Here is a 17,387-nt window from a genome sequence, read left to right as displayed (position 1 = left end):
AACCGGCTGACGACTAGGTGGGCGGGGATGACGGAGCGGAAGCGCAAGAGCAATCTTCGCCCGGTGCGGGAAGTGACCGCGCCGACCCTGCAGTTCCGCACCATCCACGGTTACAAGCGGGCGTTCCGGGTCGCCGGGTCCGGGCCGGCGCTGCTGCTGATCCACGGCATCGGCGACAACTCGACCACCTGGAACACCGTGCAGGCCAAGCTCGCCCAGCGGTTCACGGTGATCGCCCCCGACCTGCTCGGGCACGGGCAGTCCGACAAGCCCCGCGCCGACTACTCGGTTGCCGCCTACGCCAACGGGATGCGCGACCTGCTGTCCGTGCTGGACATCGAGCGGGTGACCATCGTGGGTCATTCGCTGGGCGGCGGCGTGGCGATGCAATTCGCCTACCAGTTCCCGCATCTGGTCGACCGGCTGATCCTGGTCGCCGCCGGCGGGGTTACCAAGGACGTCAACGTCGTCTTCCGGCTGGCCTCGTTGCCGATGGGCAGCGAGGCCCTGGCCCTGCTGCGGCTGCCCCTGGTGCTGCCGGCGGTTCAGCTGGCGGGGCGGCTGGCGGGCCTGGCGATCGGATCCACCGACCTGGGGCGTGACCTGCCCAACGTGCTGCGGATACTGGACGACCTGCCCGAGCCGACGGCCTCGGCGGCGTTCAGCCGCACCCTGCGGGCCGTGGTGGATTGGCGGGGACAGATCGTCACCATGCTGGACCGATGTTATTTGACCGAAGCCATCCCGGTGCAGATCATCTGGGGCAGCCGCGACGTCGTCGTCCCCGTCCGGCACGCCCACATGGCGCACGCCGCGATGCCCGGCTCCCGGCTGGAGATCTTCCAGCGCTCCGGCCACTTCCCCTTCCACGACGACCCGGCCCGTTTCATCGACGTCGTGCAGCGCTTCGTCGACACCACCGAGCCCGCCGAATACGACCCGGCCGCGCTGCGCGAGTTGCTCCGCACCGGCAGCGGCGAGCGGACCGTCACCGGTCCCGCCGGCACCCGCGTCGCGGTCCTCAACGCCATGGGCTCCGACGAACGCAGCGCCACCTGATCATCGCTTGCCCCTGGGTCGTACAGTCGGTCCATGGGTATCGACGTGACGGTGCTGCGCGTGTTCACCGATCCGGACCGCAACTTCGGCAATCCGCTCGGCGTGGTGGACGCGGCCCAGGTCGAACCCCGCGACCGGCAGCGGCTGGCCACCCAATTGGGCTACAGCGAAACGATATTCGTCGATCTGCCCGCCGCCGGCTCCACCACCGCGCACGCCACGATCTACACGCCGCGAACCGAGATCCCGTTCGCGGGACATCCGACCGTCGGCGTTTCCTGGTGGCTGCGCGACCGGGGCACGCCGATCAACACGCTGCGGGTGCCGGCCGGCGTGGTGCAGGTCGGCTACGAGGGCGACCTCACGGTCATCAGCGCGCGCTCGGAGTGGGCCCCCGAATTGTTCGTCCACGAACTCGATTCGGTTGACGAGCTGCTGGCCGCCGACCCCGCCGATTATCCCGACGACACCGCCCACTACCTGTGGGCGTGGACCGACGAATCCGCCGGGTCACTGCGCGCCCGCATGTTCGCCGCGAATCTCGGTGTGCCGGAAGACGAGGCGACGGGCTCCGCGGCGATCCGCATCACCGACCACCTCAGCCGCGACCTGCACATCACGCAGGGCAACGGGTCGAGGATCGAGACCATCTGGAGTCCCGAGGGCTGGGTGCGGGTGGCCGGGCGCGTCGTCAACGACGGTGTGACACAGGTGAATTGAGCGCGCGCGGTTTAGGCCTTGCGGTGCAACGTCGCGGAGAGGTGATGCTGCATGGGTTGCCCCACGGCGCCCATCCGCACCGAGTACGACAGCTCGTCGCCGTCGATCCGCAGGGAGCGTCCGAGCGCGGACACCTCTTTGGCGGTCGGGGTCAATCCGACGTCGGTGGTGGACAACTCGACCTCGATGACGCCGCCGGTCACCGAATAGGTGCCCACCTCGATCTCGGTGATGCCGCTGGGGTGGGCCAGCACCAGCTCGACCTGACCCGGCTGCGGCACCCGCAGATAGCCGGTCTCGGCGTGCAGGGGTTTGCCGTCGGCCACCGCCTTGGTCTTCTGCGCGTAGGCCAGAAACGGCTTGCCCACATGGGAGAACACGACCTCCTCGAGGTACTCGAAGGGCTGGATCGTGGGGTATTCGCCGGCGCCTCGACCGGCCCAGGTGCCGAGCAGTGGCGCCAGGGCCTCGAGATCGGGATGCAAGTCGGCAGGCATGAAAAACAGCGTAGTCCGGCGGGCACTGGCCCCCGGGACGCCGGTGGGTCAGCTCGGCGTGGACACCTTGCGGTGCGCGCGCAGCGCCTCGATCTCGCGCTCGAAATCGTCGGCCGACGAGAACGACCGATACACCGACGCGAATCGCAGGTAGGCCACCTCGTCCAGGTCGCGCAACGGCCCGAGGATGGCCAGGCCGACCTCGTGGCTGGGGACCTCCGGCGAACCGGCGGCCCGCACGGTGTCCTCGACCTGCTGGGCCAGCAGGTTGAGTGCGTCCTCGTCCACCTGGCGGCCCTGGCAGGCGCGGCGGACCCCCTTGATGACCTTCTCCCGGCTGAACGGCTCGGTCACCCCGCTGCGCTTGACCACGGCCAGGACCGCGGTTTCCACGGTGGTGAACCGGCGGCCGCATTCGGGGCAGGACCGGCGGCGCCGAATGGCCTGGCCCTCATCGGTTTCCCGCGAGTCGATCACCCTGGAGTCGGGATGCCGGCAGAACGGGCAGTGCATGGCCGCTCCTTCGCCGTGCTGACACCTCGCGGAACAGTCCGAGCGTACCCGTGCGCCGCCCCGGGAGGCCAACGCAACCGCGGTGCGCGCGCGCCCGTCGCCGCGAGGACCGAGCGGCCTTGGCCCGCTGCGGCTTTCGCAGTGCACCGGGGCGCCGTCAGCCGACCGGGGCGATCAGCGTCTGCCCGGCGGCCAGCGCCGGCGAGTTCAGGTCGTTGAGTTCGCGGATCCGGTCGGCAACCTGGCGAGCGGGCGCGTCCGGCGCCACCCGGTGCGCGACGTCCTGCAGGGACTCCCCGGCCTCGACGCGCACGACGGCCAGCTTGTCGGGCACCGGGGCGGCCGAACCGCCGGAGTCGCCGTTGGCCAGCTGGCCGAGGTTCGCGACCAGGCCGAGCCACAGCGTGATCGCGCCGGCGAGCAGCGCCAGCCCGACCGTGGTCAGCATCGTGACGGGCCGCCTGCGATGCGGCGCGACCGACATCGCGACGCCGGTGCCGTGGTAGCGCAGCGGCGCCCCGGCGGGCCGTGAGCTGCCCGGACGGCGGGGCCGGACCGGGCGCTCCCCCTGGTGGCGAGGCCCGTCGGCCGGCGCCCCGGCCGGGCGCCGGATGCCGCTGGTGCGCGGCGAGAGTGTGTGGATGACTGTCATGTGCGTTCCTCCGGTCAACTGGTCCTCGCTCGTGTGTTCGACTATATTCGCTCACCCGTTCGAAACCCGAACATTTGAGCGAAGCGTGTCGGACGAGCCAAACGCTAAACCACACCACCGACAAACCGCGTCGGTGCCTCCTCCTGACATGCAGCACAAATACCCGATACCCGCAAAAGTTACACACGTGTAATTCACCCGCCGTAGGGTCTTGACGCACCATCCCTAGGGTCTTTAGGCCTTGTTCCGGCCCGGTGTCGGCCCGGGCGACACGCGACTCGAACACATGTTTGATTATCGGCCGCCGGGCGGCTACATTCAGTGCCATGAGCGACAGCAACGACACTTCAGCCGCCGGCGCGGCCGGCCGGTTGCATTCCGTGGATCCATCGCTTACCGAGCGGCAGCGCACCATCCTCAACGTCATCCGGCAGTCGGTGACCAGCCGCGGCTATCCGCCCAGCATCCGGGAGATCGGTGACGCCGTCGGCCTGACGTCGACGTCCTCGGTGGCCCACCAGCTGCGCACCCTGGAGCGCAAGGGGTACCTGCGCCGCGACCCGAACCGTCCCCGGGCCGTCGACGTCCGCGGTGTCGAGGACACCCCGGCCGTCGCGGTGCCCGTCACCGACGTCGCCGGCTCGGACGCCCTGCCGGAACCCACCTTCGTGCCCGTGCTCGGGCGCATCGCGGCCGGTGGGCCGATCCTGGCCGAGGAGGCGGTCGAAGACGTCTTCCCGCTGCCCCGTGAGCTGGTCGGCGAGGGCGCGCTGTTCCTGCTCAAGGTCGTCGGCGACTCGATGGTCGAGGCCGCGATCTGTGACGGCGACTGGGTTGTGGTGCGGCAGCAGAATGTCGCCGACAACGGCGACATCGTCGCCGCCATGATCGACGGCGAGGCCACCGTCAAGACGTTCAAGCGCGCGGGCGGTCAGGTGTGGCTGATGCCGCACAACCCGGCGTTCGATCCGATCCCGGGCAACGACGCGACCGTGCTCGGCAAGGTCGTCACGGTGATTCGCAAGATCTGACGCGGAATCTTATTGTGCGGCAACGAGATTGAGACGTTCGCGGGTCAGTCCGCCCTGGTGAAGCCGTTGACCTGGGCGACTTCCTCGCTGGACATCCAGAGCTCGGCCAGCGTGTCCTGGTAGAGCCCGCTGTCGGGGGTGTAGTACAGGCCGAAGCTGGCGTTGACCTTGATGGGATATCCCTCGGGCGCCTGATACGGGTCGTCCAGGGGCAGGTGGATGGTCGGGCGCCCGGGTGAGCCCAGTCCCGCGCCGGCCGGTTCCTCCTCGGTGTCGACGGCCGCGTGCCGCCCGGACCGCGGGGCGGCGGCGGGCGTGACGGCGCCCGGCGCTGCGACATCCGGCGCCGTGTGCGGAACCGCGACGTCCGGGTACCCGGCGCCCGAATCGACCGCCTCGGGCGCCGCCGGGGGGTAGGCCTCGTCCGGATGGGCGGCATCCGCGGGGGCATGCGGAACGGCCACGTCCGGGTAGGCGGCCTCGATGTCGGCGGCCTCCGGGTACTCCTCATCGGGGTAGGCGGCTTCCAGGACGTCTTCGGGGGCGGCTTCGGGATGCTCGGGCTCGGCCCGAACACCCTGCGCCACAACACCTTCCGCGACAACGGGTATGGAATCGGTGTCGACCGCGTCGGGGTCCTCCTGCTCATCCTCCCTGGACCCGGACGGCCATTCGCCGCCGTATTCGTCCCCGGCCTCGTCGCCCCGCGACCAGCTGACCCGCGCCGACCCGGCGCCCACCGGCTCCTCCTCGGAGGGCCGCGGCTCGCCGAAGCCATAGTGCTCGGCGGCGACATCGGCTTCCTCGTGGCCCCACCTGTCGTCGGCGTCGTAGCCACCGACGTCCACGTCGCGGTCGAACTCGTAGGCGGCGAGCTCCCGGGCCGTGCGACGGCGGCGCGCCCCGACCACCACATACCCCAACACCGCGAACAATGCCGCGATCGGAATTAGCGCCAGCAGGTACCACCAGTTCCAGGCGAACTTCTTGGCGTGGGGAGGCATCGCCGCGCCGCTGGGCTGGTTCTGGCCCGACACCTGCAGGCCGGACAGCAGCGGCGCCAGGTTGGACGGCTCGGTGGCGAACGTGTTCTTCGCGCGGTTCCACGAGATCTTGCCGCCGGCGAACTTCTGGGAGATCACGTCGCCGTCCACCGCCTGATCGGCGACCGGCACGCCCAGTTTGCCGCCGGGGCCGCGAAGCTTGTCCCAGGCCGCCTTCATGGCGCCGCGCACGACGAACGCGCCGTGCTGGGACGTCCAGAAGATCACCGGCTTGTCGGCCGCGGCGAACGCGGAGACCCGGCTGCCGGGGACGCCGCCGTCGGACTCGTTGGCGATCGGGAAGCCCAGGTCGCTGCCGACCGGCCCGCCCAGCGACTCGTACTTGGCCAGCACGTCGCTCTCGATGGCGTTCGCGCCGGTGGCCTGGCTGAAGAACACCTTGCCGCCGGCGAAGTTCTGGGCGATCCCGTCGCCGCCGATGGGATATTGGCCGCCCTGCTTGGCGCCCAGCGGACCCGAGGCGCCGCCCGCGGCGCGCCACGCCATGTTGATCGCCGCGGTGGGATCGGTCGCCACCTGAAGGCCCTTGAGCTGGTCGGCCAGCGCCGGCGGGGTGGTGCTGAAGTCCTTGGTCTTCCGGTTCCAGGAGATCTGGCCGCCGGTGAACTTCTGCGAGGTGACCTCGCCGTCGTAGGTCTCGTCGCCGACCGGGGCGCCGAGCACGCCGCCCGAGCTGCCGAGCTTGTCCCACGCGGCGTTCATCGCGCCGCGCACCACGAAGGCGCCGTGCTCGGACGTCCAGAAGATCACCGGCTTGTCGCTGGCGGAGAACGTGGCCACCCGGCTGTCCGGCCCGGCGAGGCCGGGGACCTCGTTGATGGTCGGAAATCCCAGGTCGCTGTTGGCCGGGCCGCCGAGCGCCTCGTATTTGTCGAGGATCGGCCCGTAGACGAATTTGGCGCCGGTGTCGGTGGTGTAGAACATCTTGCCGCCGTCGAAGTCCAGCGCGAACCCGTCGCCGACCGGGTAGACGTCGCCCTTCCTGGGGCCCAGGGGTGAACTGTCGCCGCCGGCCTTCTCCCACGCCGCCATGATGGCCGCCTCGGCGTCGCCGATCGGGGACGCCGAGGCCGTGGGCGCCAGGAACGCCGCGGCCACCACCGCGGCCGCCATGCTCACCAGCGCGCGCCCGAACAGCCTGCGCAGTGGACCTCTCTGCGGTTTCACCAAGCCTCCCAGCCGACGGATATGCCCCTTGTTGCGGCCATGCCCGCACCCTGCAGACCCTGCGAGCGGGTGATACCCCCACCGCGAGTTGGCAACCCGCATCGGTACGCGTTATCGCCGGGCTCGCATAACTTTGCTCCAGCGACCGGAGAATTCGAAGCCAAATCACGAATTTTACGAAAACGGATATCACTCCGATGTCGAAATGATGCGGGGCCACAGCCATGTCGCGACCATTCGGTCCGCAGGTCGCGCGTCATCACCGGAGTGCGGGCAGCAAAACGCATGCGCCGACGGTACGCGAGGCCGTCGATCGAAGCGGGATATACCCGGCCAAAACACCGATCGGCGCACGGTTGAATTTGCCCGCGAATGTGCCGCGGACCAAACGACGCGACGACGGAGTCGTTGCCTGTCAACACGATTGCGTTCGCCAACGGCGCGCCGACGGGGCCGCCGCGGAGGCTAGACCCCGAGGCTGCGCCCGATGATCTCCTTCATGATCTCGGTCGTGCCACCGTAGATCGTCTGCACCCGGGCGTCGAGATAGGCACGCGCGACCGGGTATTCGCGCATGTAGCCGTACCCGCCGTGCAGCTGCAGGCAGCGGTCGATCAGGTGGACCTGCTTCTCGGTGGAGTACCACTTGGCCATCGCGGCCTGTTCGGCGGTCAGCTTCTCCTCGAGGTGCAGCCGGATGAACTCGTCGACCATGACGCGCACCACGGTGGCCTCGGTGGCCAGCTCGGCCAGCACGAAGCGGCTGTTCTGGAAGCTGCCGATGGGTTTGCCAAAGGCCTTGCGCTCCTTGGTGTATCGCAGCGTGTCCTCCAGCACGGCCTCCATCGCGGCGGCCGCCATGATGGCGATCGAGATCCGTTCCTGCGGCAGGTTCTGCACCAGGTAGATGAAGCCCTTGCCCTCCTCGCCGAGCAGGTTTTCGACGGGAACGTGCACGTCGGTGAACGACAATTCGGCGGTGTCCTGGGCGTCCAGCCCGATCTTGTCCAGGTGCCGTCCGCGTTCGAAGCCCTTCATGCCGCGTTCGACGACGAGCAGCGAAAAGCCGTGTGCCCCCTGGTCCGGGTCGGTCTGCGCCACCACGATCACCAAGTCCGAGTTGATCCCGTTGGTGATGAACGTCTTTGAGCCGTTGAGCACGTAGTGATCACCCTGCTTGACGGCGCGGGTCTTGATGCCCTGTAGGTCGCTGCCGGTGCCCGGCTCGGTCATCGCGATGGCGGTGATCAGCTCCCCGCTGCAGAACTTGGGCAACCAGCGCTGCTTCTGCTCCTCGGTGGCCAGCCGCAGCAGGTACGGGGCGACCACGTCGTTCTGCAGCCCGAACCCGATCCCGCTGTAGCGCCCGGCGGTGGTCTCCTCGGTGACGATCGTGTTGTACCGGAAGTCGGGGTTGCCGCCGCCGCCGTACTCCTCGGGCACCGCCATGCCGAGAAAGCCCTGTTTGCCCGCCTCGAGCCACACGCCGCGGTCGACGATCTTGGCCTTCTCCCATTCCTCGTGATACGGCGCGACGTGGCGCTCGAGAAAGGTCCGGTAGGACTCGCGGAACAATTCGTGCTCGGGCTCGAAAAGAGTGCGCTGGTACTTGACGGCACTGCTCATGGCTGACCTCCGGGCGAACGGGAACTCTGCCGCCCAACATATACCAACCAGACGGTTGGTCGGCGGCTGGGCACGTCGGCTATTGCGCCGGGTCGCCGTTGGCGGCGAACTCGCGCAGGCTGGCGGCCAGCGCCACCGGGACCCGGGCCCGCAGGCGGGTCCCCTCCGGGTTGTGCTCGGTCTGCTGCACCCGCCCGTCGGCGTGCACCCGGGCCACCAGGTCGCCGCGGTCGTAGGGGATCACCACGTCGACGGCGGTGTCGGCGGGCGTCGTGAGCTCGGCCATCCGGCGGCGCAGGGCGTCGATCCCCTCGCCGGTGCGGGCGGAGACGAACACCGCGCCGGGCAGCCCGTGCCGAAGCTTGGCCAGCATCAGATCGCTCGCGGCATCCACCTTGTTCACCACCAACAGCTCGGGCGGCGGGTCGCCATCGTGCTCGGCCCCATAGTCGGAGACGACCTCGGAGATCACCTGCCGCACCGCGTCGATCTGGGCCGGCGGGTTGACGTCGGAGCCGTCGACGACGTGCACCAGCAGGTCGGCGTCGACCACCTCCTCCAGCGTGGAGCGGAACGCCTCGACCAGCTGGGTGGGCAGGTGCCGCACGAAGCCGACGGTGTCGGTGAGAACATACGGCCTGCCGTCGTCGAACTCGGCGCGCCGGGTGGTGGGGTCCAGCGTGGCGAACAGCGCGTCCTCCACCAGCACCCCGGCCCCGGTCAGCGCGTTGAGCAGGCTGGACTTGCCGGCGTTGGTGTAGCCGACGATGGCGATCGACGGGATGTCGCTGCCGAGCCGACGGCTGCGCTGGGTGTCGCGCGCCTGCTTCATGGCCTTGATGTCGCGGCGCAGCTTGGCCATCCGCTCCCGGATGCGCCGCCGGTCGGTCTCGATCTTCGTCTCACCCGGACCGCGCAGTCCCACCCCGCCGCCGCTGCCGCCGGCCCGGCCGCCGGCCTGCCGCGACATGGACTCGCCCCAGCCGCGCAGCCTCGGCAGCATGTACTCCATCTGGGCCAGCGAGACCTGCGCCTTGCCCTCCCGGCTGGTGGCGTGCTGGGCGAAGATGTCGAGGATCAGCGCGGTGCGGTCGATGACCTTGACCTTCACCGCCTTCTCCAGCGCGGTCAGCTGCGCCGGGGACAGCTCGCCGTCGCAGATGACGGTGTCGGCGCCGGTCGCCAGGACCACCTCGCGCAACTCGGCGGCCTTGCCCGACCCGATGTAGGTGGACGGGTCGGGGCGGTCGCGGCGCTGGATGAGTCCCTCGAGCACCAGGGAGCCGGCGGTCTCGGCCAGCGCGGCGAGCTCGGCCAGGCTGGCCTGGTTGTCCGCCGCGCTGCCCTCGGTCCACACCCCGACCAGCACCACGCGCTCCAGCCGCAGCTGGCGGTACTCGACCTCGGAGATGTCGGCCAGCTCGGTCGACAGCCCGGCGACCCGGCGCAGCGCCGATCGGTCCTCGAGGGCGAGCTCGCCCGCACTGGGCTCTGGATCCGGGTGATCGTGAAAGGGAGTTTCGGGATGAGTCATAGGCAATTAGCAATGGTGCACGCCAAATCGGTGCAGCGCACTTGATTTAACGCTCCTGCGCGCACCACCATTCCTCGCTGATCTCGCCGCGGGCCACCAGCACCGACGGCCCGCGCAGGTAGCTGGTGGCGTCGGTGACGGTGACGACGACGTCGCCGCCCGGCACCCGGACCGTGAGCGTGCCGGTGTCGGCGCCGGCGTCGGCCAGCGCGGCGACCGCGGCCGCGACCGTTCCCGTGCCGCACGAGCGGGTTTCGCCCACGCCGCGCTCGTGCACCCGCATCCGCACCAGCCCGCCGTCCGCCCGCGTGAGGATCTCGACGTTGACCCCGTCGGGGAACTGCGCACGGTCGTATTGCACGGGCGCGCCCACGTCCAGGGCCGCGAGGTCGTCGACGCTCAGGTCGGCGGCCACGCACGCCAGGTGCGGGTTGCCCACGTCGACCGCCAGCCCGGTGAACCGCCGCCCGCCGACCACGACCTCGAAGGCCGGCCCGCCGCTGCCCAGCCGGTTGGCCTTGCCCATGTCGACGGTGACGTCGGCGCCGGTGGCATCGGCGCGGTGCAGGGTTACCGGCCGGGGTCCGGCCAGCGACCCGACCACGAACTGGCCGCGGGACTCCAAACCGCTGGCGCGCAGGTAATGCGCGAACACCCGCGCGCCGTTGCCGCACATCTGGGCGGTCGACCCGTCGGCGTTGCGGTAGTCCATGTACCAGTCGTTCGGTTCGACGCCGTCGGGCAGGCGGGCGAGCACACCGGCGCTCACCGCGGCGTCCGCGGTGGTGATCCGCAACACACCGTCGGCGCCCAGTCCGCGGCGCCGGTCGCACAGCGCGGCCACCCGCGCCGGGGTGAGGGACAGTTCGGCGCCGACGTCGGACAGCAGTACGAAATCGTTCTGGGTGCCGTGGCCCTTGGCGAAGATCATGTGCGCCACTCCTCGATCCCGGCTGCACCGGCATCTTCGTCGTCGGCGCGGATCACCTGCTCAGGATACGGGCCGCCACGCTCGGGTAACGCCATCGACGAGGCCGGCCGGATCGGCGGCGTCCAGCCAGTGCACCCGGTGGTCCCGGCGAAACCAGGAGCGCTGCCGGCGCACGTAGCGACGGGTGCCCACGAAGGTCTGCTCACGCGCCTCGCCGTTTCCGCCCGCGTCGAGGTCGGCGATCACCTGGGCGTAGCCCAGGGCGCGCGACGCGGTGACCCCCTCGCGCAGACCACGCTGCAGGAGCGCGCGCACCTCGTCGACCAGGCCCCGGTCGAACATCGTGTCGGTGCGGCGCGCCAGCCTCTCGTCGAGAAGCGTTGTGTCGCAGTCCAATCCGACGATGACCGTGTCCCAGCGCGGGGCGCCGATGCGCGGCGCGGACGCGGCGAAGGGCCGGCCGGTGAGCTCGACCACCTCGAGCGCGCGCACCGTGCGCCGGCCGTCGGTGGGCAGGATCGCCGCGGCGGCCGCGGGGTCGCGCCGGGCCAGCTCGGCGTGCAGCGGCCCCGCCCCGACCTCGGCGAGCCGCCGCTCCCAGCGCGCGCGCACCGCGGGATCGGTGGCGGGAAACGCCCAGTCGTCGAGCAGCGACTGGATGTAGAGCATCGAACCGCCCACGATCACCGGCAGCGCGCCGCGGGCCGCGATCGCCTCGATGTCGGCGGCGGCGGAGCGCTGATAGCGGGCGACGGTCGCGGTCTCGGTGACGTCGAGCACGTCGAGCTGGTGGTGCGGGATGCCGCGGCGCGCCTCGACGGGCAGCTTGGCGGTCCCGATGTCCATCCCGCGGTAGAGCTGCATCGCGTCGGCGTTGACGATCTCGGCCCGGATGCCGAGCCGCTCGACCCGTTCGGCGAGGTCCAGCGCCAGCTGCGACTTGCCGGTGCCGGTGGGGCCGATGATCGCGAGCGGTCTCATCGCTGCCTAGAGCTGCCAGGCGCCGGCGAAGTAGCCCACCCCGTAGGGCGCGCCCCGGTAGAGCTCCTTGGCCGACCGCGGCCCGGGCTCGGCCAGGCCGGCCAGCACACCGAACGCGACCCGCCCCAGGATCTGCGGGGGCAGCGCGCTCAGCGCGGCGGCGTCGCCGTTGGCCAGCGCGTCGTCGAGGGCCAGCTGGGCGTCGGCGTCGCCGGGGTGGTACCCGCCGGGCGCGCTCGCCGTCAGGGTGTTGGCGCCGTCGGCGACGATCAGCACGCCGACCGGATCGGGCGCGCGGTCGATCTCGGCGCGCAGTCGCCTGCCCTCGGCCAGCGCGGCGCCGGCGTCATGGTCGCCGCGGTAGACGTGGACGCGCGCATCGGCCTCGGGCATGAGCCGGCCACGGACCCAGGCGGCGATCAGCGCGCAGGGCGGCATCTCGACCGGCGGGCCGTCCCCGGGCCGGGGCGAGAGCCGGACCGGCACGTCCGCCCCGAAGCCCGCGAAGGTGCCCGTCGCGTCGGGGCCCAGCACGTCGTCAGCGCGGCCCGTCCCGACGACGATCCAGCGCGGCGGCAGCACGGCGGCCGCGGCCAGCACCGCCGCGGACAAGTCGGCCAGCTCGGCGGCGGCCGCGCCGGCGAGCTCGGGGACCAGCACCGGCGCCGAGGGAATGATCGCGATGGCGCTCAGCACGCCACCAAACTAACGCGGGCCAACCGCACTACGTGACGGTCGGGGTTTCCTCGGGCTCGGCCGGGGACACTGCGGCCGGTTCGTGCTGCTCGTCGCGTGGGACGTCTTGCCCCGTCCCCGCCGCCATCGTCGCGGCCTCCCCGCGAGCCAGCCCAACCGTGGCAATGATCACCAGAGCCACCGCCCCGATCAGGACGATCACCTCGGGCCCTGCGACGTCGAACGTCTCGCCGAGGAGGATCCCTCCGAGCACGCCGGCCACGACCGGCTTGGCCACGGTCATCGTCGGCAGCGATGCGGTCAGCGCGCCGGCGCGGAACGCCGACTGCTGGAAGATCATCCCCGCCAGCATCATCACCAGCCACGGTATGAACTCCGGCGAAGTCAGCGCGGCCCCGAGGCCGTCTTCGAGCACCTCGACGAGCCCCTTCGTCAGCACCGCGAACAGCGCCAACGACGACCCGGCCACCAGGGCCAGCAGCACCGCGGCGACGGGACGGCCCGACCAGACCCGGGCCCCCAGCACGCACAGCACCAACGCCGGGCCCATGACCGAGCCCACGATGATCCAGGTGGACACCGGGGCTCGCTGCAGGCCGGACTTCGGGTCGCCGACGATGATGACCACCGCCAACGCGCCGGCCAGCACGATCGCCCACACCCATTCCCAGCGGGTCACCCGGTGCCGGGTCAGCCGCGAGTAGATGGGCAGGGCGAATAGCAGCGCCGTCACCTGCAGCGCCGTCACCAGCACCACCGAACCCCACGCCAGAGCGCCGGCCTGCAGGCTGTAGTTGACGATCGCCGCCGCACCACCCAACCACCACCGCTTGTCACGAAGTGACATGCGGAACAGCTCGAGGTGTCCTACCTTTTTGTCGGTGATTTCCTGTGCGGAGCGCTGCCGGATCACATCGCCGACGGCGGAGGACAGCGCGGCGCACAACGCGATCAAAGCCGCGATGTCCACTTTGGACATGGGCACCCCCTCACCAGCGCTCCCCGAAAAGCTTTGCGTACACGTGCCGTTTTCTACGAGTTCACGCCCACTGTAGTTCGACAGCGGCCCCGTCGACCCCGGCCGGAAGGCGGCGACCCATCAATCGTTACGCCAATTTTGTCGATTGTTACGCCAGTTACGCCTCGAACCCGTGCACCGGCCGGCTTTGCGCAACGCCGGCAACCACCATAGCGGGGGCTCGCATGCGGCCACGGGTGGGCACCGACCAAGGTGGCGGCGCGCCGCCCGGCAAGCTGCTTGAATACTGTTGGAAACGGTTAGGAAATAGCTGTATGGGCGCCGCTACGCGCGGCAGGGCAGGTGACGAGCGATGACGGCTGACGAACCCCGGGGCCAAGATTCACCCAAGGATTCACCCAAGCCGTCGCCGCGTCCCGGACCGCGTCCCGGTCCCCGGCCTGTCAGCTCGGGGGCCCGGCCCGTCCCCCACCCGGTGCCCGCGCCCCTGTCCAGCGATCCGCATCGGTTCGGGCGCGTCGACGACGACGGCACGGTGTGGCTGATCAGCGGGGCCGGCGAACGCGTCGTCGGGTCCTGGCAGGCCGGCGACGCCGAGGCCGCATTCGCCCACTTCGGTCGGCGCTTCGAGGACCTGAGCACCGAGATCACGCTCATGGAGGAGCGGCTGGCGTCGGGCACCGGCGATGCCCGCAAGATCAAGGCCCACGCGGCCGAGCTTGCCGAATCGTTGCCGACGGCGTGCGTGCTCGGTGACATCGACGCGCTCGCGCGCCGGCTGACGACGGTTCTCGAGCACGCCGAGGCGACGGTCGCCGCGGACAAGTCCCGGCGCGAGGAGCATCGCGCCGCCCAGACCGCCCGCAAGGAGGCGCTGGCTGCCGAGGCCGAGGACCTGGCCGCCAACTCGACGCAATGGAAGGCCGCCGGCGACCGGCTGCGGGCAATCCTGGACGAGTGGAAGACGATCAGCGGCCTGGACCGCAAGGTCGACGACGCGCTGTGGAAGCGCTATTCCGCGGCGCGGGAAGCGTTCAACCGGCGGCGAGGGGCCCACTTCGCCGAGCTGGACCGCGAGCGATCGGGGATTCGGGAGTCCAAGGAACGGCTCTGCGAACGGGCCGAGCAGCTGTCCGGCTCGACGGACTGGACCGCGACGAGCGCGGAATTCCGCAAGCTGCTCAGCGAATGGAAGGCCGCGGGACGCGCCTCCAGGGACGTCGACGACGCGCTGTGGCGCCGCTTCAAGGCCGCGCAGGACACGTTCTTCACCGCGCGCAACGCCGCGACGGCGGAAAAGGACGCGGAGTTGCGGGCCAACGCCGCCGCCAAGGAGGCGCTGTTGGCCGAGGCGGAGAAGCTGGACACCGGCAATCACGACGCGGCCCGGGCGGCGCTGCGGTCGATCGTCGAGAGGTGGGACGCGATCGGCCGGGTGCCCCGGGAACGGTCCGCCGAGTTGGAGCGGCGGCTGCGCGCGGTCGAGAAAAGGGTGCGCGACGCCGGCGACGCGGATTGGTCCGACCCCCAGGCGCAGGCGCGCGCCGAGCAGTTCGCGACCCGTGCCGAGCAGTACGAGCAGCAGGCCCGCAAGGCCGAGGCGGCCGGCCGCACCAAGGAAGCCGAGGAAGCCAAGGCCAACGCCGAGCAGTGGCGGCAGTGGGCCGACGCGGCCGCCGAGGCGCTGACCCGCAGGTCCTAGTTTTCGGGGTTTTCGGGCTCGTCCGGTTTGTCGGCCGGTTCGTCGGGCGTGTCGTCGGCTTGCAGGCTGTCCAGCAGTGTCTTGGACTGCTGGCGTGCCGCGGCCTGGCGCCGCTGCTCCTCGGCTGCGAGCTGCACGACGGTGCGCGCCCACACCACGCGGGCCCAGTGAAAGCTCAACGCGATCACGGTGATCCACGCGACGATCAGCCCCACACCGGGGCCCGGATGACCGGCGGCCACGGTCTGGCGCGACCACACCGCCAGCAGGCCGGCGGCGCTGGCGATCGCCGAGCCCGCCAGCGCGACCCAGGCCAGCGCCCATCGCCGCGTCAGCAACGCCACCATTGAGAATCCCACGCCGAACACCAGCGCCAGCCACTCGAACACCCGCAACGGCAGGCCCAGCGCGGCCGCGCCGGCGCCGTGGCTGCTGAACAGCACATCCCAGCCGCGCACGGCGCCGGTGTGCGGCAGGATGAACGAGCCCAGCAGCACGAACACCAGGATGGCGACGACGAATCCCCTTGGGCCGGGGTCGATCTCGCGTGCGACGCGGCGTTCGGCGGCCTCGATCTCGGAACGCAGGGCGTCGATGTCGACGTGCTCTTTCTTCTGTTGTTTCTTCATCGGGCGCACCCGAGCGGCTCAACCGGTCCCGCGACCGAGGGCCCGACACCGGGCATGCCGAGGACGACACCGCGCGGGCGCCGCCCGGCGGCGTGGGCGTCGCCGGCGCGGGTGCGGCGGTGGGTCGCCACCCCGGCGTCGGCGATCAGGTGGTGCGGCGCGGCGTCGGTGACCACCGTGGTGACGATGTCACCGGGCCTGACGTCCCCGGGCGCGTCGACGGCGAAGTGCACCAGCCGGCCGTCGCGGGCGCGACCGGTCATGCGCGAAGTGCGGGCGTCCTTGCGTCCTTCGCCGGTGGCGACGAGCAGCTCGACGGTCCGTCCGATCAGCGCCCGGTTGCCCTCCAGCGAGATCTGCTCCTGCAGCTCGACCAGCCGCTCGTAGCGTTCCTGCACAACGGGTTTCGGAATCTGTCCGCCGAGTTCGGCGGCCGGGGTGCCGGGCCGCTTCGAATACTGGAAGGTGAACGCGGCCGCGAACCGAGCCTGCCGCACCACGTCGAGCGTGGCCGCGAAGTCCTCCTCGGTCTCGCCGGGAAACCCGACGATCAGGTCGGTGGTGATCGCGGCGTGCGGCATGGCCGCCCGGACCCGGTCGATGATGCCGAGGTAGCGCTCGGCGCGGTACGACCGCCGCATCGCGCGCAGCACCCGGTCGGATCCCGACTGCAGCGGCATGTGCAGGGCGGGGCAGACATTCGGCGTCTGCGCCATCGCCTCGATGACGTCGTCGGTGAACTCGGCCGGGTGCGGCGAGGTGAACCGCACCCGCTCCAGCCCGTCGATTCCCCCGCAGGCCCGCAGCAGCTCGGCGAACGCGCCGCGATTCCGCGTTAGCTCGGGGTCGGCGAAGGAGACCCCGTAGGCGTTGACGTTCTGGCCCAGCAGCGTGACCTCGAGCACGCCGTCGTCGACCAGCGATTGCACCTCGGCGAGGATGTCGGCCGGACTGCGGTCGACCTCCTTGCCGCGCAGCGCCGGGACGATGCAGAAGGTGCAGCTGTTGTTGCAGCCGACGGAGATGGAAACCCATGCGGCGTAGGCGGATTCGCGGGCGCTCGGCAGCGATGACGGGAACTGTTGCAGCGCCTCGGCGATTTCCACCTGGGCGACCCTGTTGTGCCGGGCCCGGTCGAGCAGCGTGGGCAGCGATCCGATGTTGTGCGTGCCGAAGACGACGTCGACCCACGGCGCCTTGCGCAGCAACGCGTCTCGATCCTTTTGCGCCAGGCAGCCGCCGACCGCGATCTGCATCTCGGGGTTGCCGCGCTTGCGCGGGGCCAGGTGGCTGAGGTTGCCGTACAGCTTGTTGTCGGCGTTCTCCCGCACGGCGCAGGTGTTGAACACCACCACGTCGGCGTCGGAGCCGTCGGCGGCCCGCCGGTAGCCGGCCGCTTCCAGCAGCCCCGCCAGCCGCTCGGAATCGTGGACGTTCATCTGGCAGCCGTAGGTGCGCACCTGGTAGGTGCGGGCCGGAGCCGCCAGCGAAGTCACCGGGTTGGTCACGGGCCCATGGTACGGCGGTCGGGAAGCTGACTAGCGGCCCGGGAGCGATCGCGGTAGCCCGAACGACGGAAGCACGCTGGTGTCGAAGCGAGGTAGCC

At 70.7% G+C, this 17,387-nt stretch carries 16 protein-coding genes; 4 read left to right on the top strand and 12 right to left on the bottom strand.

The window, feature by feature from the left end; all coding sequences use genetic code 11:
• Nucleotides 1–27: 27 nt before the first annotated feature.
• Nucleotides 28–1,059, top strand: coding sequence for an alpha/beta fold hydrolase (locus AC5Y6X_RS07740; RefSeq protein ID WP_324680482.1), 1,032 nt, complete (start codon nt 28–30; stop codon nt 1,057–1,059).
• Nucleotides 1,060–1,092: 33 nt separating this feature from the next.
• On the top strand, nt 1,093–1,779 hold the full coding sequence (locus tag AC5Y6X_RS07735) for a PhzF family phenazine biosynthesis protein (RefSeq protein ID WP_499985689.1): 687 nt from the start codon (nt 1,093–1,095) through the stop codon (nt 1,777–1,779).
• Between the two features lie 11 nt (nt 1,780–1,790).
• Here AC5Y6X_RS07735 and AC5Y6X_RS07730 read toward each other — a convergent pair whose 3' ends face one another.
• From AC5Y6X_RS07730 to AC5Y6X_RS07720, 3 genes are all read right to left on the bottom strand, one after another.
• On the bottom strand, nt 1,791–2,276 hold the full coding sequence (locus AC5Y6X_RS07730) for a peroxynitrite isomerase (RefSeq protein ID WP_324680486.1): 486 nt from the start codon (nt 2,274–2,276) through the stop codon (nt 1,791–1,793).
• Between the two features lie 48 nt (nt 2,277–2,324).
• Entirely contained in the window at nt 2,325–2,789 is a 465-nt protein-coding gene (gene nrdR, locus AC5Y6X_RS07725) for a transcriptional regulator NrdR (RefSeq protein ID WP_324680489.1), read from the bottom strand.
• Between the two features lie 157 nt (nt 2,790–2,946).
• On the bottom strand, nt 2,947–3,441 hold the full coding sequence (locus tag AC5Y6X_RS07720; RefSeq protein WP_324680491.1) for a LysM peptidoglycan-binding domain-containing protein: 495 nt from the start codon (nt 3,439–3,441) through the stop codon (nt 2,947–2,949).
• 326 nt (nt 3,442–3,767) lie between these two features.
• On the opposite strand from AC5Y6X_RS07720, the gene lexA reads away from it, so the two are divergent.
• On the top strand, nt 3,768–4,472 hold the full coding sequence (gene lexA / locus AC5Y6X_RS07715) for a transcriptional repressor LexA (RefSeq protein WP_324680493.1): 705 nt from the start codon (nt 3,768–3,770) through the stop codon (nt 4,470–4,472).
• A 44-nt stretch (nt 4,473–4,516) separates the two neighbouring features.
• Here the strand turns inward: lexA and AC5Y6X_RS07710 are convergent, their stop codons facing one another.
• The 7 genes from AC5Y6X_RS07710 to AC5Y6X_RS07680 form a co-directional block, all read right to left on the bottom strand.
• Nucleotides 4,517–6,682 (bottom strand): sunset domain-containing protein, encoded by a 2,166-nt coding sequence (locus AC5Y6X_RS07710; RefSeq protein ID WP_499986468.1) that lies wholly within the window; start codon nt 6,680–6,682, stop codon nt 4,517–4,519.
• A 486-nt stretch (nt 6,683–7,168) separates the two neighbouring features.
• Nucleotides 7,169–8,329, bottom strand: a complete 1,161-nt coding sequence (locus AC5Y6X_RS07705; RefSeq protein ID WP_324680497.1) for an acyl-CoA dehydrogenase family protein — start codon at nt 8,327–8,329, stop codon at nt 7,169–7,171.
• A 79-nt stretch (nt 8,330–8,408) separates the two neighbouring features.
• Entirely contained in the window at nt 8,409–9,863 is a 1,455-nt protein-coding gene (gene hflX / locus AC5Y6X_RS07700) for a GTPase HflX (RefSeq protein WP_499985685.1), read from the bottom strand.
• Between the two features lie 46 nt (nt 9,864–9,909).
• Nucleotides 9,910–10,794: a diaminopimelate epimerase gene (gene dapF / locus AC5Y6X_RS07695; protein ID WP_499985684.1), complete on the bottom strand. Its 885-nt coding sequence runs from the start codon at nt 10,792–10,794 to the stop codon at nt 9,910–9,912.
• A 60-nt stretch (nt 10,795–10,854) separates the two neighbouring features.
• On the bottom strand, nt 10,855–11,775 hold the full coding sequence (gene miaA, locus AC5Y6X_RS07690) for a tRNA (adenosine(37)-N6)-dimethylallyltransferase MiaA (protein WP_499985682.1): 921 nt from the start codon (nt 11,773–11,775) through the stop codon (nt 10,855–10,857).
• 6 nt (nt 11,776–11,781) lie between these two features.
• A complete protein-coding gene (locus AC5Y6X_RS07685; protein WP_499985681.1) occupies nt 11,782–12,471 on the bottom strand; it encodes a class III extradiol ring-cleavage dioxygenase family protein in 690 nt (229 codons plus the stop codon).
• Between the two features lie 28 nt (nt 12,472–12,499).
• Nucleotides 12,500–13,450 (bottom strand): DMT family transporter, encoded by a 951-nt coding sequence (locus AC5Y6X_RS07680; RefSeq protein WP_324680507.1) that lies wholly within the window; start codon nt 13,448–13,450, stop codon nt 12,500–12,502.
• A 352-nt stretch (nt 13,451–13,802) separates the two neighbouring features.
• Here AC5Y6X_RS07680 and AC5Y6X_RS07675 point away from each other — a divergent pair, with 352 nt between their 5' ends.
• A complete protein-coding gene (locus tag AC5Y6X_RS07675; protein WP_499985679.1) occupies nt 13,803–15,152 on the top strand; it encodes a DUF349 domain-containing protein in 1,350 nt (449 codons plus the stop codon).
• Here AC5Y6X_RS07675 and AC5Y6X_RS07670 read toward each other — a convergent pair.
• Together AC5Y6X_RS07670 and miaB are read right to left on the bottom strand one after the other, a co-directional pair.
• Nucleotides 15,149–15,781: an Rv2732c family membrane protein gene (locus AC5Y6X_RS07670; protein WP_499985678.1), complete on the bottom strand. Its 633-nt coding sequence runs from the start codon at nt 15,779–15,781 to the stop codon at nt 15,149–15,151. The two genes, AC5Y6X_RS07675 and AC5Y6X_RS07670, sit on opposite strands and share 4 nt — an antisense overlap.
• Nucleotides 15,778–17,289: a tRNA (N6-isopentenyl adenosine(37)-C2)-methylthiotransferase MiaB gene (miaB, locus tag AC5Y6X_RS07665; protein WP_499985676.1), complete on the bottom strand. Its 1,512-nt coding sequence runs from the start codon at nt 17,287–17,289 to the stop codon at nt 15,778–15,780. The genes AC5Y6X_RS07670 and miaB overlap by 4 nt, the downstream gene beginning before the upstream one ends.
• Nucleotides 17,290–17,387: the final 98 nt, after the last annotated feature.

It is taken from the genome of Mycobacterium sp. NGS26 (assembly GCF_059813025.1).
Note: the sequence above shows the minus strand (reverse complement) of the source record. Positions and strands in the feature narration are given on the sequence as shown.

Bases quoted from the DNA above. Each gene is read 5' to 3' on its own strand.
- AC5Y6X_RS07740 (WP_324680482.1), top strand. From the start codon at position 28: ATGACGGAGCGGAAGCGCAAGAGCAATCTTCGCCCGGTGCGGGAAGTG.
- AC5Y6X_RS07735 (WP_499985689.1), top strand. From the start codon at position 1,093: ATGGGTATCGACGTGACGGTGCTGCGCGTGTTCACCGATCCGGACCGC.
- AC5Y6X_RS07730 (WP_324680486.1), bottom strand. From the start codon at position 2,276: ATGCCTGCCGACTTGCATCCCGATCTCGAGGCCCTGGCGCCACTGCTC.
- nrdR (WP_324680489.1), bottom strand. From the start codon at position 2,789: ATGCACTGCCCGTTCTGCCGGCATCCCGACTCCAGGGTGATCGACTCG.
- AC5Y6X_RS07720 (WP_324680491.1), bottom strand. From the start codon at position 3,441: ATGACAGTCATCCACACACTCTCGCCGCGCACCAGCGGCATCCGGCGC.
- lexA (WP_324680493.1), top strand. From the start codon at position 3,768: ATGAGCGACAGCAACGACACTTCAGCCGCCGGCGCGGCCGGCCGGTTG.
- AC5Y6X_RS07705 (WP_324680497.1), bottom strand. From the start codon at position 8,329: ATGAGCAGTGCCGTCAAGTACCAGCGCACTCTTTTCGAGCCCGAGCAC.
- hflX (WP_499985685.1), bottom strand. From the start codon at position 9,863: ATGACTCATCCCGAAACTCCCTTTCACGATCACCCGGATCCAGAGCCC.
- dapF (WP_499985684.1), bottom strand. From the start codon at position 10,794: ATGATCTTCGCCAAGGGCCACGGCACCCAGAACGATTTCGTACTGCTG.
- miaA (WP_499985682.1), bottom strand. From the start codon at position 11,775: ATGAGACCGCTCGCGATCATCGGCCCCACCGGCACCGGCAAGTCGCAG.
- AC5Y6X_RS07680 (WP_324680507.1), bottom strand. From the start codon at position 13,450: ATGTCCAAAGTGGACATCGCGGCTTTGATCGCGTTGTGCGCCGCGCTG.
- AC5Y6X_RS07675 (WP_499985679.1), top strand. From the start codon at position 13,803: ATGACGGCTGACGAACCCCGGGGCCAAGATTCACCCAAGGATTCACCC.
- AC5Y6X_RS07670 (WP_499985678.1), bottom strand. From the start codon at position 15,781: ATGAAGAAACAACAGAAGAAAGAGCACGTCGACATCGACGCCCTGCGT.